At 41.6% G+C, this 15,780-nt stretch carries 15 protein-coding genes; 12 read left to right on the top strand and 3 right to left on the bottom strand.

What is annotated here, in order from left to right; all coding sequences use genetic code 11:
• The first annotated feature begins 6 nt into the window (after positions 1–6).
• The 3 genes from IGI44_RS12520 to IGI44_RS12510 are packed head-to-tail and all read left to right on the top strand — an operon-like array spanning position 7 to position 3,249.
• On the top strand, positions 7–939 hold the full coding sequence (locus tag IGI44_RS12520) for an ABC transporter ATP-binding protein (RefSeq protein ID WP_438788032.1): 933 nt from the start codon (positions 7–9) through the stop codon (positions 937–939).
• A 14-nt stretch (positions 940–953) separates the two neighbouring features.
• Positions 954–2,090 carry an ABC transporter permease gene (locus IGI44_RS12515; RefSeq protein WP_438788031.1) on the top strand — a complete coding sequence of 379 codons (1,137 nt, stop codon included), beginning with the start codon at positions 954–956 and terminating at the stop codon, positions 2,088–2,090.
• Complete coding sequence (locus IGI44_RS12510) at positions 2,077–3,249, top strand: ABC transporter permease (protein WP_438788030.1); 1,173 nt, start codon at positions 2,077–2,079, stop codon at positions 3,247–3,249. The genes IGI44_RS12515 and IGI44_RS12510 overlap by 14 nt, the downstream gene beginning before the upstream one ends.
• Before the next feature lie 179 nt (positions 3,250–3,428).
• Here IGI44_RS12510 and IGI44_RS12505 read toward each other — a convergent pair whose 3' ends face one another.
• A complete protein-coding gene (locus tag IGI44_RS12505; RefSeq protein ID WP_438788029.1) occupies positions 3,429–3,839 on the bottom strand; it encodes an NUDIX domain-containing protein in 411 nt (136 codons plus the stop codon).
• Between the two features lie 172 nt (positions 3,840–4,011).
• Here IGI44_RS12505 and IGI44_RS12500 point away from each other — a divergent pair, with 172 nt between their 5' ends.
• The 6 genes from IGI44_RS12500 (at position 4,012) to IGI44_RS12475 (ending at position 8,923) form a co-directional block, all read left to right on the top strand.
• Positions 4,012–5,091 (top strand): M42 family metallopeptidase, encoded by a 1,080-nt coding sequence (locus tag IGI44_RS12500; protein WP_438788028.1) that lies wholly within the window; start codon positions 4,012–4,014, stop codon positions 5,089–5,091.
• A 68-nt stretch (positions 5,092–5,159) separates the two neighbouring features.
• Positions 5,160–5,330, top strand: coding sequence for a hypothetical protein (locus IGI44_RS12495; RefSeq protein WP_438788027.1), 171 nt, complete (start codon positions 5,160–5,162; stop codon positions 5,328–5,330).
• 252 nt (positions 5,331–5,582) lie between these two features.
• Positions 5,583–6,359 (top strand): DUF975 family protein, encoded by a 777-nt coding sequence (locus tag IGI44_RS12490; RefSeq protein ID WP_438788026.1) that lies wholly within the window; start codon positions 5,583–5,585, stop codon positions 6,357–6,359.
• Positions 6,356–7,093 carry an MBL fold metallo-hydrolase gene (locus IGI44_RS12485; RefSeq protein WP_438788025.1) on the top strand — a complete coding sequence of 246 codons (738 nt, stop codon included), beginning with the start codon at positions 6,356–6,358 and terminating at the stop codon, positions 7,091–7,093. Before IGI44_RS12490 ends, IGI44_RS12485 begins: the two co-directional genes overlap by 4 nt.
• A gap of 20 nt (positions 7,094–7,113) precedes the next feature.
• Positions 7,114–8,121: a lipoate--protein ligase gene (locus IGI44_RS12480; protein ID WP_438788024.1), complete on the top strand. Its 1,008-nt coding sequence runs from the start codon at positions 7,114–7,116 to the stop codon at positions 8,119–8,121.
• 94 nt (positions 8,122–8,215) lie between these two features.
• On the top strand, positions 8,216–8,923 hold the full coding sequence (locus IGI44_RS12475) for a GntR family transcriptional regulator (protein WP_216409040.1): 708 nt from the start codon (positions 8,216–8,218) through the stop codon (positions 8,921–8,923).
• A 65-nt stretch (positions 8,924–8,988) separates the two neighbouring features.
• Here IGI44_RS12475 and IGI44_RS12470 read toward each other — a convergent pair whose 3' ends face one another.
• On the bottom strand, positions 8,989–10,188 hold the full coding sequence (locus tag IGI44_RS12470) for an enolase C-terminal domain-like protein (RefSeq protein WP_438788023.1): 1,200 nt from the start codon (positions 10,186–10,188) through the stop codon (positions 8,989–8,991).
• 577 nt (positions 10,189–10,765) lie between these two features.
• Here IGI44_RS12470 and IGI44_RS12465 point away from each other — a divergent pair.
• The 3 genes from IGI44_RS12465 to IGI44_RS12455 are packed head-to-tail and all read left to right on the top strand — an operon-like array spanning position 10,766 to position 14,245.
• Positions 10,766–12,595 (top strand): glucose PTS transporter subunit IIA, encoded by a 1,830-nt coding sequence (locus IGI44_RS12465; RefSeq protein WP_438788022.1) that lies wholly within the window; start codon positions 10,766–10,768, stop codon positions 12,593–12,595.
• Positions 12,596–12,606: 11 nt separating this feature from the next.
• On the top strand, positions 12,607–13,257 hold the full coding sequence (locus IGI44_RS12460; protein ID WP_438788021.1) for a bifunctional 2-keto-4-hydroxyglutarate aldolase/2-keto-3-deoxy-6-phosphogluconate aldolase: 651 nt from the start codon (positions 12,607–12,609) through the stop codon (positions 13,255–13,257).
• Positions 13,250–14,245 (top strand): sugar kinase, encoded by a 996-nt coding sequence (locus tag IGI44_RS12455; RefSeq protein WP_438788020.1) that lies wholly within the window; start codon positions 13,250–13,252, stop codon positions 14,243–14,245. Before IGI44_RS12460 ends, IGI44_RS12455 begins: the two co-directional genes overlap by 8 nt.
• A gap of 43 nt (positions 14,246–14,288) precedes the next feature.
• Here IGI44_RS12455 and IGI44_RS12450 read toward each other — a convergent pair whose 3' ends face one another.
• Complete coding sequence (locus IGI44_RS12450) at positions 14,289–15,758, bottom strand: MFS transporter (RefSeq protein ID WP_438788019.1); 1,470 nt, start codon at positions 15,756–15,758, stop codon at positions 14,289–14,291.
• Positions 15,759–15,780: the final 22 nt, after the last annotated feature.

Genomic DNA, 15,780 nt, shown 5'->3' with positions numbered 1-15,780 from the left:
TTTCAAATGTTGATCGAAATCGAAAATTTAGTAAAACGTTATGGTGATTTTACTGCTTTGAATCATCTAAATTTATCTGTAAAAAAGGGAGAAATTTTAGGGTTGCTTGGACCGAATGGCAGTGGTAAATCGACAACTATTAATTGCATTCTTTCATTACTGACCTATGATCGCGGGTCAATCAAGATTTTTGGAGAAGAAATGGGTCCGGAAAAATATAGCATTAAGCAAAAAATCGGGGTTGTTCCACAGGAGATTGCTCTTTTTGAAGAATTAACTGTGACAGACAATATCAGCTATTTTTGCGGAATGTACATTCAAGAAAAAGCCAAACGGGAACAATATGTCGAAGAAGTGATTCAACTTGTTGGCTTAGAGGAATTCCGTAAATTTTACCCGAAACAACTAAGTGGCGGGTTGAAACGACGTTTAAATATTGCCTGTGGAATTGTGCATAAGCCTGAATTGATCTTTCTAGATGAACCAACTGTGGCCGTCGATCCTCAAAGTCGAAATAAAATTTTGGATAGCATCAAAGAATTAAATCGACAGGGAGCGACGATTGTTTATACGACTCATTATATGGAAGAAGTAGAAATTTTATGCAACCACATTGTGATTATTGATCAAGGTCAAGTCATTGCGGAAGGCAGCAAGGAACAACTGAAGAATATGGTTCGTGAAAATGAAAAATTGATTATTGAGGTTCCTGGTTTAACGCGGCAACAAGTTGAAACAGTTGGCGCCTTTCCATCAATTATCGAAGTAGCCTATGATGAAAATTATTTAAGTGTGACAACGAAAGAGCTTAAGGAGGCGTTATTGCCGATCTTGAATTATTTTGAAGCCGAAAGCATTATGTATGCCAACATCCATACACAAGAAGCAACCTTGAATGATGTCTTCTTAGAAATTACTGGAAAAGAATTGAGAGATTAGGAGGGAGAGCCAACATGTTTATTCGTTTATTTATCTATCGATTACGTGTGCTGTTAAGAAATCGCAGCTTACTTTTTTGGACGTTTGCTTTTCCAATCGTCTTAGGACTATTATTCAATCTCGCGTTTAGTGATCTTGATCAAATGGGGAAAGTTGAGCAGTCTACAGTGGGGATCGTTTCTACCAACGAAGACAATCAAGAACAGTTTGAGAATGTGCTAAAGGAAATCAAACAGGACGGAAAACGGCTTTTTAAAAGTAAAAGAATGACGAAAGAAAAAGCGCAAGAAGAACTATCCAACGACAATCTCTCTGGGTACTTTATAATTGATGCTAAAAGTATCGAACTGTTTGTTAGTAAGAGCGATACGCAGCAGACAGTCTTAAAAGAGGTCTTGAGTCAATATCTGCAAAATACCAATAAAGCAGAAACATTACTAGCAGCTGGCAATGTCCAGCCACAAGAGGTAAGCCAGTTGCTGCAACAGGGAAGCTATGTAAAAGATGGTAATGGAACTGGAAATTTCAATTTAAAATCCTTTTACTTTTTCACATTAATCGGAATGACAATCATGTATGGGTTCATGTGGGGGCTACGCAATGCGAATGATCAACAAGCCAATCAATCACCTGAGGGCATTCGGTTATGTTTGATTCCACGAAATAAGTTGCTTGTTTCCTTTGCGAATATGCTGGCAAGCTTTGTCTTGTTCTTTATTCAGGCCATATTCATTTTAATGTTCTATCGATTTGTGTATCAAGTCGAGTTTGGGGATCATTGGAACTACATTTTGCTTGTTTGTGGGTTAGGAACGTTTACCTCGATTTCATTCGGAACATTGATAGGGAATCTTTTTGCGAAATTGGATTTTCAGCAAAAAATTTCGATAGGGATTTCGATATCTATGATTATGAGCTTTCTTGCCGGGATGATGGGGTCACAATCGATTAAATATTGGATTGATGTCAACTTGCCGTTTTTGAGTCGAATAAATATCGTGAATTTAATCAGTGAAAGTTTGTATCAGCTATTCTACTATCAATCACTGAAGCCGTTTTATGCCAATTTAATTTGGTTGGCTGGATTTGGCGTAGTATTTATCCTGCTTAACTATTCTTTTGAAAGGAAGGTGCAATATGACCACTTATAAGGCAATTCTGGAAATTCTAAAAAAGAAAAAAGGCAGCTTGCTGTTAGGAATCATTATCATGGCTGTGATCACTTTTTTCTATGCTGGACAATTAACGAAGGACGCGGAAGAGTTGACCGGTGCGAAAATCACAATTCTATCAAAAGATAATTCTGCGATCGAAAAAGGACTGGTCGATTATTTAGGCGAGCAGCATACGATCGTAAAATTAAAGGATACCTCGCAAAAAAAATTAGACGATGCCTTGTATTTTGATGAGGTACAATACATCTTAGAGATTCCAAAAGATTTTTCGGAAAAATTAGGACGAGGAGAAGGTGTGAAATTGGTCAGCAAGACTAGGCCAGCTACCTTTTCCAAATCGCTGGTGGATACGACGGTCAATAATTTTATGAATACTTATTTGACCTATCAAAAACAGCTGCCTGAGGAAAGTCAAAAGAATCTGTTGAAGAGGACACGGAAGACATTGAGCAAAGAAGGTAAAGTCCATTTTGATTCGACGTATCACAATAAGAAACGCCAACGTGTGTCTGGGCAAATTTACAATTTATTGGCCTACGGGATGTTTATGTCTATTTTTAGCGGCTATGCAGTTATAAACTTGGCCTTTAATCGGGAAGAAATTAGTCGTCGTAATAGCTGCTCTCCTGTCTCTCGTCGCAAGCTGTCACGAAAACTCTCGATTGGGACCTTAGCCTATTCGATCTTTTGTTGGGTAATCTTTTTAGCTTTTGTTATGTTGGTTACGCGGAACCGCTTTGATCAGGTGGTCGGGTATTTCGTATTGAATTCATTGGCGTTCTTCGCTGCTATCGTCGGTTTTTCGGTTATGGTGACCAGTTTGATGAAAAATGAAGATGCCATAGCGGGAATCAATAATATTTTCATTATGGGAAGCTGTTTTGTGGGTGGAGTCTTTGTACCAAGCGAGTATTTGCCAAATGTGGTGAATAAGATTGCGGCTTTTACGCCTACCTATTGGTTTGCGCAAAACAATGAATTGATTGGGAAAACAGTGGCGTTCAATCAATCCTTTCTAGACACCTTTTTATTTCAAACGGGTATTTTACTAGCTTTTGCAGCGGCGTTTTGGGTGATCCATTTAATCACCATGCGGGAAAAAGGCAGTTTAACCTATAAAATGAATCAAGTATAAAGAAGAGGTCAAGACATAAATATTCAGTGTCGAGAAATAAGAATGAAATTCCGAAAATTACTTTTTACATTTTTGTGGATTTTCGGCTTGTTTTTCACAGAAGCAACTTATGAGTCGCCGTTTATTCGTGAAAAGGAGCTGATCCAAAAGTATTTTAAACTTTTGGATCAGCTCCTTCTTTATACTTCAAAGTAAATTTGTTGTTCGTCACCAAAGAAGATGGGCAATAACTCATTCAAGGTTCCTGCAAGATTGTGTGTGCCAAGATCAGCCTTTTTAATCCAAAAGAGATTTTTAGGCAAGCTTTGCTTTTTGACTAGTGCTGTATAGAGAAAAGCCAGCTCCCGCGTCTTCTTAGTTAGATTATTCCATTCGGCTGTTCCTTGTAGGGTCGGTTGAATCACCAATCCGGTTTCTTCTTTGATCTCACGTAAAGCAGCTTTGTAGCTGCCTTCTTCTTGTTCCACATGACCACCTGGAAAGGTCCAACCAGGCCAATCCTTCTTTTTGCGATCCTGAACCAAGATTTCTCCTTCCTCATTTTCAATCATTACCATCATTGTTAGTTCGATTGCTAGTAAACGTCCCATTCAATCACCTCGTAGTGATTATACAACATACTTCGCAGAATTTTTTGACAATGGTATACTGAGTTTATGATGGTTGGATATCGGATCGTTCTTTCATAAAGTAAGCAATTATTATTAGGGATATCCAGGCTGGAATAGCAGCATATTTTGAGGTAAAGCAGGAGGAGTAAGTGTGGAAAAACAGGAAGAGCAACTATTGATCGATTTAACTTCAGCGCGCGGTATCGCGGGTAATGAAGACGAGGTCAGAGAGGTTTTTAAAAATTATGCGAAGGATTTTGCTGACGATATTTTCTTTGATGGTTTAGGCAGTGTGATCGCGAAGCACGGCGGCGGTGGCGGACCAAAAGTCTTCATTTCAGGACATTTGGACGAAGTTGGTTTTATGGTTACCAAGATCACCGAAAAAGGCTTTTTAGAATTTCAAACGATTGGCGGCTGGTGGAATCAAGTGATGCTGGCACAACAAGTTGAAATCAAAACCCGTAAAGGAAAAATTATTCATGGCGTAATTGGCTCAAAGCCACCGCATGTATTGACTCCAGAGGCTCGCAAACGACCATTTGAGATCAAAGATATGTTTATTGATATCGGAGCATCAAGTGCGGAAGAAGCCAAAGAATGGGGCATTCGTCCTGGCGATATGGTGACACCCTATATTCAATATCAACGAATGAATGATTCGAAATTCTTATTGGCAAAAGCATGGGATAATCGTATAGGGACAGCTGTGGCTTTACGTGTTTTAGAGAATTTATCGAAACGGGAGCATCATAACGTACTGTTTGCCGGCAGTGACGTCCAGGAAGAAGTTGGGTTACGAGGAGCTCGGACAAGTTCTCATATCGTAAATCCTGATATCGCGTTTGCGTTAGATACAGGTACCGCAGGTGATACACCAGGGATGACACCAAAAGAGGCGGATTCCGTTCTTGGAAAAGGTCCACAAATTCTAATCTATGATGCCTCGATGGTTCCTCATAAAAAATTATTGGATTTCGTGATCGATGTTGCTGAAGAATTAGAAATTCCATTCCAATATACAGTGATTGCTGGCGGCGGAACCGATGCTGGTCAAATGCACTTGACGCGTGACGGTGTTCCTTCATTAGCTATCACAGTACCAGTCCGTTACTTGCATTCACATACCTCGATTATTCACGAAGAGGATTATTTTAATACGGTCAAATTAGTGACGGAAGTTGTTGCTCGTTTAGACTATGATACAGTTGGAGAAATCAAGAATTACTAGTTTCTTTAACTGAGACAGGTTGTTGTTTGTTTTATGTCCCTCGGTTCTTGTCAAAGGAGAAATGTAATTTGACTACGAAGATAGATACAAAACGTACAGAAGTGGATCATTTAAAAAAGGAATTGCAAACATTTAAGCGATTAACCTTTGCAAATGTTTCAATTGCACCTGAAAAACAACGAATTGAACAAAAAATAAAGAAATTAAACGAAGAAATAGCCAAATTAGCAGAGTCATAGGAGACTGCTGTTGCCTATGAAAAAGGATGCTAGTCCAACTTTTGCCAGTTTTTCTTTGCGCTTTAGCGTAATTAGAAAAATGGTATGCGTACGAGAATCTTTTGAATTTTTTGGTTAGAAAAATTCAAACTTAACTACGAGCTAGCTCAATAGTAGTAGTGAGCTTTAGTCGGATAGTATACGGCCTGAGCATCAAACTTATTTTTTCGGAAGGAAAAAATAATTACTTTAAAACGAAGAAGGAGTGTTTTTATGCGTCTTGGTGGTTATCGTCAAATGGCGAAAGACCGTCTTAATGGTCAATGGGGAATTAATGTAGGGTTAGTGGTGATCGTTGGACTGCTGACAGCAGCAATTAGTAATGTTTCAACGATGACTGACAATACAAATTTTCAATTAGGAATCTCATTTTTATTGAGTATTCTGGTACTTTTTGCTTTTAGCTACTCATTATATTATGTCAGCTTGTATGTCGTACGGGGTGGCCGAGCTGAACTGGGTCAAATTTTTGTTGTTTTTCAGCAGGGATATTATGTTCCGTTGATGATCATCAATATTCTTGCTCAAATTGTACAATATGTTTTGGCAGCGATCTTTTTCATTCCATTACTGCTACAAGCAGGTAGCAGTGTATATATCTCGCTGATTTCAACTGGTGGATTAACGACGAACACAGAAAGTGTTTCTACGCTGATGAACATTGGTGTATTAGGACTTTATGTCATCTCAACGTTACTATTTTTACTTGTAACAACAATTATTAGTATCATCTTTAAATTCGCTGTTTGGGTGAAATTTGATTATCCCGATTTGAGTGTGGCTGATTGTATCAAACGTGCTTGGGTCTTATTGAAGGATCGCTGGGGTAAATATATCTTATTGCAATTGTCATTCATCGGCTGGTACATTCTAGGGTTTGTCGCATTGATCGTAGGTCTGCTTTTCGTAGCGGTCTATGTAAATACGGCGAGTGCTGCTTTTTATGACCAAGCCTTGAAGGAAAAAATTGATCAGGGGGAATTAGCATGAAACTGACCGTACTCGGTTGTTTAGGTGCATATCCTTATGAAGGTCAAGGAACCACCAGCTATTTGCTGCAGGCTGATGGTTTTAACTTATTACTGGATGCTGGTAGTTCGACCCTGGTGGAATTGGAGAAGGAACTTGATCCGCTAGACTTGGATGCGGTGATTTTGACGCACTACCATCATGATCACATAGCGGATCTTGGGGTGCTGCAATATTATTGGCAGCTTTATCCAACGCAAACACCTAAGCCTATTTTGCCGATTTATGGACATACAGAAGACGAATTTCATTTCAACGATTTGACCATGGAAGGTGTAACGGAAGGTCGTTCCTACTTTGAAGCAGAAGAATTGAAACTTGGACCGTTTCTTGTTACGTTTATGAAGACGATTCATCCGGTGCCTTGCTATGCGATGCGCTTTGTGGAAGAAAAAACCGGAGCTGTTTTTGTCTTTACTGGTGATTCTGGGTATTTGGAATCCTTTAATGAATTTGCCAAGGACGCCAATCTATTTTTAGCGGACACGTATTTGTTTAATGGCAATGAAAATCATAAAGCTCATTTTACCGCAGGCGAAGCGGGGACATTTGCTAAAAATGCCGCAGTCAAAAAGCTAGTCTTGACTCATTTACCGCAACACGGTGATCTGGAAGAGCTGCGTCAACAAGCTGCAGCCGTTAGCGGGGAAATTCCCGTTGAATTGGCTCAGCCCCACAAAGTTTTTGAAATATAAGAAAAAGAGGAGTTGGAACCATGCTATATGTACCAAATGACAAAGAACGTGATCCACGAGTAAACCTTGCCATCGAGACGTATTTATTACAAAATATGCCGCTCGATGAACCAATCTTGCTTTTTTACATCAATGAACCGTCGATTATCATTGGTCGTAATCAAAATACGATCGAGGAAATCAATAAAGAGTATGTGGACGAAAAAGGGATTCATGTCGTTCGCCGCTTAAGTGGCGGAGGCGCTGTGTATCATGATCTTGGAAATTTGAACTTTAGCTTCATCATGCCAGATGATGGCAACTCCTTTAGAGATTTCAAAAAATTGACGGAGCCAATCGTTGAAGCCTTGCATAAGTTGGGGATTGAAGGGGCACAATTAAAAGGTCGGAATGATCTTGTGATTGACGACAAGAAATTCTCTGGAAATGCCATGTACTCAACAAATGGTCGGATGTTTGCTCATGGAACCTTGATGTTTGATAGTGATATTGATGAAGTCGTGAATGCCTTAAAAGTTAAGAAAGATAAGATCGAATCCAAAGGCATCAAATCGATCCGTTCTCGTGTGACGAACATCAAAGATTACTTACCGGCTGATAAACAAGCCATGACGACAGAGGAATTTCGCCAAGCGATTCTTTTGCAGATTTTTGGTGTAGATAGTGTGGACCAAGTGAAAACTCATGAGTTGAATGAGGAAGATTGGAAAGCAATCAATCAAATCTCGGAAGACTACTACAAAAACTGGGATTGGAATTATGGCCGTTCACCAGAGTTCAACTTGGAGCGTCAAAAACGTTTCGCTATCGGTTCGATTGAAGTTCGCTTAGACGTTGCCAATGGTAAGATCGAAAAAGCCAAAATCTTCGGTGATTTCTTTGGCTTAGGCGAGATCAAGGATGTTGAGGATCAACTGATTGGTACGCGCTACGATAAAAAAGCCCTAGAAGAATGCATTGATCAGATTGACTTAACTCACTACTTTGGTAATATCACCAAAGAAGATTTCTTAGAATTGATTTATTAAACGTCCAACAAACGACCTTTTGCTAAACAGAAGGTCGTTTGTTTTTTTGATTTTTGTTAAGATAGTCAGTGAAAGCAGAATAAAGGAGCCCTTTATGAAAAAGCGTGAATTCATCGTTCAAGACTTATTGAGTAAAATCTATCAGGAAGAATTTAATAATGGAAAATTGCCGAATCAGCGGAAGTTAGCGGAAATCTATGGCGTTTCCCGCTTTACGATTCAGCAGGCAGTGAAAAATTTAGAGGAAATCGGAATCGTCCGCGTCGTTCAGGGGTCAGGGATTTTCGTTCACGAGAAGTGGGTGAAAAACCCGCTGATCTTCAATTCGCTGACTCGAACACCCTATGATCGGATTGATTCAAAAATGATCGAATTAAAGAAAACACCTGCCACCTTAGATGAACAGAAAATCTTTCAAATCAATGAAGGCGAGGAAATCTGGACGTTTGAGCGGATTCGGATCGTCAATTACAAAATCGAACAGTTAGAAATCTCAAAGATGCCGGTCTCGATGTTTCCTGACTTATCTCAGGAAGTGGTAGAGCATTCGATTCAAAACTATGTGGAGCAGAAGGGCTACCGCATCTCTCATTACATTACCAGCTATGACCCCATCACAACCTCCAAGGAGCAGTCCAAGCTGCTGCTCTGTAAACGCGGAACACCCGCGATGCAGATTACGAATCGAGCCATTTTGGAGGATGGGCAGATCTTTGAATACAGCAGCATTGTGGCGATCGATTATTCTGTAACGTATATTCGACCCTTTGACCGTGAGATTCATCGGTCGCGGATTGATTAGAAATCTTATTACAAACAAAATGACCCGCACTTCGAAGGCAGAAGTAAGGGTCATTGCTTTTATTTTTATGGTGTTACAATCGTTCCATCCGGTGTCCGGCTTTGTGTCCATTCGTGAGTGCGATAAACGACTGGATACTCGGCGGCCAATTCTTCATTGAAGGTCACACCGATGCCGCTTTCTTCGATGGGATAAAAGAAGCCCTTTTCTGGAGTTGGAATATTGCCAAAGACTTTTTGTGTGTTCGCAGGAACATCGATGTTTTCCTGGATCGCAGCATTATGCAAGTGAATGTTCAAATGGGTATTCACCGCTAACCCAACTGGTGTAATATCGGAGGGTGTATGCCAAGCGATTCGGATACCCATCGCTTCACAATAGTGAGCCAATTTTAAGGCTGGAGTGATCCCGCCGATTTGGGAAACATGAGCACGCATGTAATCAATGTGACGATTGCGAACCAATTCCTTCCACTCCATCGGATTATTGAACAATTCGCCGGTTGCGATCGGTGTCACTGATTGACTGCGTAATTGCGCCAACCATTCATTTTGGTTTGGCGGCAGGATATCCTCTAAGAAAAAGAGATTGTATTTTTCTGCAGCCTTCGCAAATTTGATGGCTTGATTGGGATGAAGACGTTCATGGACATCATGGAGCATTTGAAACTGGCTGCCGTAGTTGTTTTGAATGCTTTCGAACATGTCTAATGTCGTCTGCATATAGTCTTCTTGATCAAAATAAGAGCCCTCAAGTGGTTTTTCAGGCGTTTCCAGCTTGCTTGGATTGCCGCCGTAAAAGCCCAATTGACAGCGAATGTAACGATAGCCTTCTGCTAAGAATTTGTCGATCTCGCTATACAGTTCATCTAGGTTATCTGCTACTGCATGGGTATAAGCTGGAATTGCGGTCCGCGCTTTCCCACCGAGTAATTGATATAATGGCATGTCTGCCAGCTTGCCCTTGATATCCCACAGAGCCATATCGACACCTGAGATGGCATTATTGGTGATGGGTCCGTTGCGCCAATAGGAATTGACATTCATCACTTGCCAAATGTCTTCGATTTGATTCGCGTCTCTTCCAATCAATAAGGGTTTTAAGTATTCTTCCACGACTGTTTGAACGGCTAATGGCCGGAATTGAAACGTTCCGCAGCCGACGCCGGAGACGCCCTTGTTCGTTTCTACCTTGACCACTAATAAATTATGGCGATCAGGTTTGATGGCGAAGCTTTTTATATCTGTAATGATAGTAGGTGTCATTTTCTTCACTCCAATGTACATAGATAAGATTCGTTTGCATGCTCATTGAAACATGTAAATGATAGGGCTGTCAATTTGGTCTAAAAAAAAGGAGTTAAAGCACGTAAAAGCAGTCCAATTTTTTAATTGAATTTATCAAAACGTTGATATAAAGCTATTTTTTTTTATTTTTAGACAAAAAGGACTGGTTTTACAAGAGCGGTTGACCATGCTACTATGTGGGTGAAAACGGAAACACATTTACTTGCGTTTCGAAGAATAAGGATGTCAGTTCAACTTTTTGCAGTTTATCAAAAGAGAAATCAATTTCGAAGATTTAGAAAACCACTAGTTTGAACGCTTTAGTTGAATGATATACGGCATTCGAAACGGACTAATTTTTCTGTGAAAAATTAATTCACTAACACGAATAAGGATGTCAGTTCAACTTTTTGCAGTTTACGAAAAGAGAAATCAATTTCGAAGATTTAGCAAACCACTAGTTTGAACGCTTTAGTTGAATGATATACGGCATTCGAAACGGACTAATTTTTCTGTGAAAAATTAATTCACTAACACGAATAAGGAGGAAGAAAAAGTGAAGCATGAGGATGTAGCGAAACAAATTATTAAAAATGTCGGCGGTGCAGAAAATATCAATAATGCTTGGCATTGTATGACCAGGCTGCGTTTCAATCTAAAAGACGAAAAATTGGTAGATTACGCTGGTCTTGAGAAGATAACGAAAGTGGTTGGAACGAAATATCAAAGTGATCAACTGCAGGTAGTGATCGGAACAGACGTAGCGGAGTATTTTGCACCCATCGCTAAGGCGTTAGGATTGGATGAAAATAGTCAGCAAGGTGACGGCGAGAAAAAAGGAGCTGTGTCCTTATTCATGGATACTGTTTCCGGCGTTTTTGGTCCAATCGTTCCGGCGATCGCTGGAGCAGGAATGATCAAAGGATTAATGGCTGGGCTAGTTGCTTTGAATGTCATCTCAAACCAAACGGATACGTACTTGATCATTGATATGATCGCCAGTGGTGTCTTTACCTTCTTGCCATTCTTTGTCGCGGCATCGGCTGCTCGTATTTTTAAAACAAATCAATATTTAGCGGTGGCGATTGCGGCAACATTGCAATTTCCGACGATGACAAATGCGGTAGCTGAAGGCTCGATCTCGGCCTTTAAACTATTCGGCGTCGTTCCTGTGCCGGTCTTCAATTATGCGGGAACCGTTATTCCAATTATTTTCGCAGTATTGGCGCTGAGCTATATCTATCGTTGGGTTGATAAAGTTCTGCCGCAGGTATTACGGACGGTCTTTACGCCAACTATTTCTTTGTTTGTTGCAGGATTAGTTACATTGACGATTATCGGGCCAATTAGTATTCATTTAGGAAATCTATTGGCTGCTGGCGTGGCATGGCTGTTTTCAATCTCACCAGTATTGGCAGGAATTGTCGTTGGTGCGATTCGTCCGATTGCGATCTTTACAGGTCTGCATCATGCGATGACACCGATTGCTTTACAGAACTTTGCCAACCAAGGTTATGACATGCTGATGCCAATGATGTTTATGGCGAACATGGCGATCACTGGTGCCACAGCGGCGATCTATACAAAAGTCAAATCAAAAGAAGATAAATCACTTGTTTTATCATCCGCTGTTTCTGGTTTGTTAGGAATCACGGAGCCGGCATTATTCGGGATTTTGTCAAAATACAAAAAAGCCTTCATTGCCGCAACAGTCGGTAGTTCTGTGGCATCTGCCTTTATCAGTTTCTTCGGTGTACGTATCTATGGCTATATTTTATCAAGCATTTTCAGCCTGCCAGCATACATTGGTCAGTACTTTATTTTTGCGGTACTAGGAATCTTGATCGCGTTGATCTCTTCATTTGTGATTACCTATATGCTGGTTCCAGCTGAACAAGCAGAAGCCGATGAGTTGACTAATGAAGTCGCATTGCATGCTGTGGCAAAAGGCGATTATATTCCTTTAGAGGATGTACCAGACGAAGTTTTCTCAACGAAAATGATGGGTGACGGCTTTGCGATTAATTCTGTTGATGGTGCGGTTTATGCACCAGTTAGCGGAACTGTGACTACTGTCTTTCCTTCGAAGCATGCCATTGGGATTCAAACCAGCAATGGTGTGGAGGTTCTAGTTCATATGGGAATTGATACGGTGACATTAGACGGTAAAGGCTTCGATGTATCCGTTAAAGCAGGCGATAAAGTCACAGCGGATACGAAAATCGCGCAGATGGATCTGTCTTATATTCATAGCCAAGGAAAAGAAAGCATGATCATTGTGGTGATTACCAACATGGATCGGGTGTTGAAATTTTCTGGTGAAAGAGATTTAGAAGGGCAGCATCAGGCAGGTGTCATTTTAGAACGTGCTTTGCTGAACGGTTAGGAGATAGCGATATGAAACGAATGGACATTTTGTCACGTTTAAAAAAATCGGGCGTTATCGCAGTGGTTCGCGGAAAGGATTCAGCTGAGGCAGTTAAAGCAAGCCAAGCGATTATTGCCGGCGGAGTGACGGGGATCGAAGTTACGTTTACCGTTCCTAACGCACAGGCGGCGATCCAAGAATTGGTTGAAGATCAAGGGGCAGACGTTGTAATCGGTGCTGGAACGGTGCTGGATGTGGTGACGGCTCGCTTAGCCATCATGGCGGGAGCGGAATTTATCGTCAGCCCAAGCTTTGATCAGGAAACGGCAGAGCTGTGCAATCTATATCAGATCCCGTATCTGCCTGGCTGTATGACGATTACTGAAATGCAACAGGCGTTGAAAATGGGCGTTGATATTATCAAGTTGTTTCCGGGAAGTGTCAGTGGTCCAAGTATGGTCGCAGCGGTCAAGGCACCGCTGCCGCATATCAACTTAATGCCGACGGGCGGTGTGAACCTTGAAAATATGGCGACTTGGTTTGCAGCTGGCGTCGTCGCAGTTGGTGTGGGTGGAAATCTGTTGGCTCCGGCGGCTACGGGTGATTTTGCCAAGGTAACAGAAATCGCTCAGCAATATGCGGCAAAACTGGCTGAGATTCGGGGAACAGTCAATGGCTAAGGTCGTTTGTCTAGGAGAAATCATGCTGCGTTTGTCGGCGGAAGCGGGCACACGCCTTCAATATGCCCAACAACTGGCTGTTTTCTATGGAGGCGGTGAAGCGAATGTTGCGGTTTCATTAGCCAACTATGGGCATCAAGTCCAGTTTGCCAGCAAGCTTCCCGCTAATGGATTCGGGCAAGCAGTAGAACAGCATCTAAGAGGTTATGGTGTGCTGACGGATCATTTACTGAAAGGAACAGGCAGACTAGGAACGTATTTTGTCGAGCAAGGAACGGGTCAACGTGGAACCTCCGTGATCTATGATCGGCAGGCCTCGGCTTTTGCCTCGATGAGCGAACCGGAGTGGTCATTCGCGGAGTTATTTGCTGGGGCAGACGTCTTCCACATTTCCGGTATTACGCCGGCACTGTCGGAAGCGTGGCAGAAGCTTACATTAGAATTGATCAAAGCAGCCAAACAGGCTGGTTGTAGCGTTAACTTTGACTGCAATTATCGAAAGAATCTTTGGAGTCAAAAAGCGGCCGGTAAATTTTTAACGAAAGTACTGCCTTTCGTTGATTATTGTTCAGCAGGAAAATTGGATGCGATTCACCTATTAGGAATTCCAGAGTCCAGCCAAGAGATCAGCTACTATTATCAAAAAATGCAGGAAATGCTTCCTAATATCAAGGTTTTCTATTCGACGAATCGGGTGGTTCATTCCGCCTGCGTGAATGAGCTGCAAGGAACATTGTGGCAGAATGACACCTGCTATACTTCGAAAAATTATCTAATTGATCCGATCATTGATCGCATTGGTGGTGGGGATGCCTTTACTGGAGGGATTTTACACGGCTTGCTTCAAGGAAGTTCGCCAAATGAGGTAGTGGCGTTTGCTACAGCGGCTTCAGTCTTAAAGCACTCAGTGAAGGGTGACTGCAATCAATTTAACGAAGCCGAAGTATTAAGCTTCAGCCAAAGCGAGAGCGCCAAAATTGAACGGTAAAAAATCAGGGAACGGTCCGACGAGCGGATTGTTCCCTGATTTTTTATAATTCCAAGGTGATTTTAAAGTATTGCTGCTTTTCTTTCGTTTGCCAATGCCACTCGCCATTGGAACGTTTAACGGCTTGTTCCAATTCTTGATGGGAATCACTCGCAACATCTGCTACGACCGCTTCAGTAAAGGAATGGCGAGTGAAGGCACTGGTGTTGCTTTCGATGATCAATCGCGCTTGCTCCTGTTTGATCGAAATGTCGATCGTTCCGAAGTGTGGAACGCTCAGAAATTTTTCGAATAACTGGATCAGTAAAGACAAGGACTCATCGTTTAGCACAATACTATGTTCTTCAACGAGTAGCTGGCAGGAGAAGAACTTCGCCTGCTTGCGAAATTCCTTTTGATAATACTCCTGAATTTGATGAAGCTGACAATTTAGAGAAACAGTCTGATTGGTGTTTGTCGCTTCTTTCTCAGCTAGTAGTTTAAACGTCATTAGTAGATTGTTTTGTCTTTCCTTCATTAACAAGCGCTGTTGTGCAATTTCCTGTTGCTTCATTCGATAATGCTTGATGTATCTTAGCTCTTCCTCAAAGTGGTAGCCAGCGATCAACAGCATCAGTCCAGTGAACAGAATCAACGGCCAATCGGTCGTTAGATTCGCGGCGCCGGCAAAAAGCTGAATATAGAAAAAGCAGTGAACGAAGGCCGCCATGATGATCCCCGGGGAGCAAATCGTATAAAAACGATTGTGATCGGCGGATTCAGCCAAAGCGATCGCTGAGGTGTACAGCGTCATAAAGACATTAAAGCCGCTGAAGATCTGCATCGCGATGGGAAGTGATAATTTTCCAATAGCGATACAAAACAACCCGACACCCAAAAGAATAACTTGCGAACCGACACCGTAGAGATAATAATGTTGGTATTTTCTTGTCCGCAGTAAATAGTAATTCGTTAGAAAAACCGGAATGAGGATCGCCGTCAGGTTATAGAGGAACGACAAGCTTTTTGGACTGAACAACGTGCTGGCTGGAATATTTAAAACGATTGATTGCACGCCAACTAATAGTGTAAAGCCGATCAAAAGCAGGGAAGAAAGCAGCTGCTTCTTCCTATAATCCGGTCTAAAAAAGAGCAGCCCCAGCAGGAGTATCATCAATAGGACACAGACGCTCGAAAGTAAAAACTGCGGTAATGAGCGAAGGAGAAAGAACCGACTGACCTCAGCGGACTGCCCGATGAAGACCTGAGCAGGAATTCCTGCATAGTATTCATAGGGCGTCTTCGTGATAATGCGCAGCTTATGCTTTTGATAATCTTCGGGTAAACGGATCGTTGTCTGGAGTAATCCTGGATCTTTTTGATTTTCGGTAGCACTGTATTTGTACAGTAGTTTCTCTCCAATATAAACCGAAACCCACTGATGGTTGGCTCGAACGACAAGCTGTGGATCTGAAAGCGTTGTTTCTAGCTGTTGTTGCATAATTAGCGCATTGTTCGGATGGACGTTTTTCAAACGCTGATCGGTTCTCCCGAAG

The organism is Enterococcus sp. DIV0756 (genome assembly GCF_051710745.1).
GTDB lineage: Bacteria > Bacillota > Bacilli > Lactobacillales > Enterococcaceae > Enterococcus_A.
Note: the sequence above shows the minus strand (reverse complement) of the source record. Positions and strands in the feature narration are given on the sequence as shown.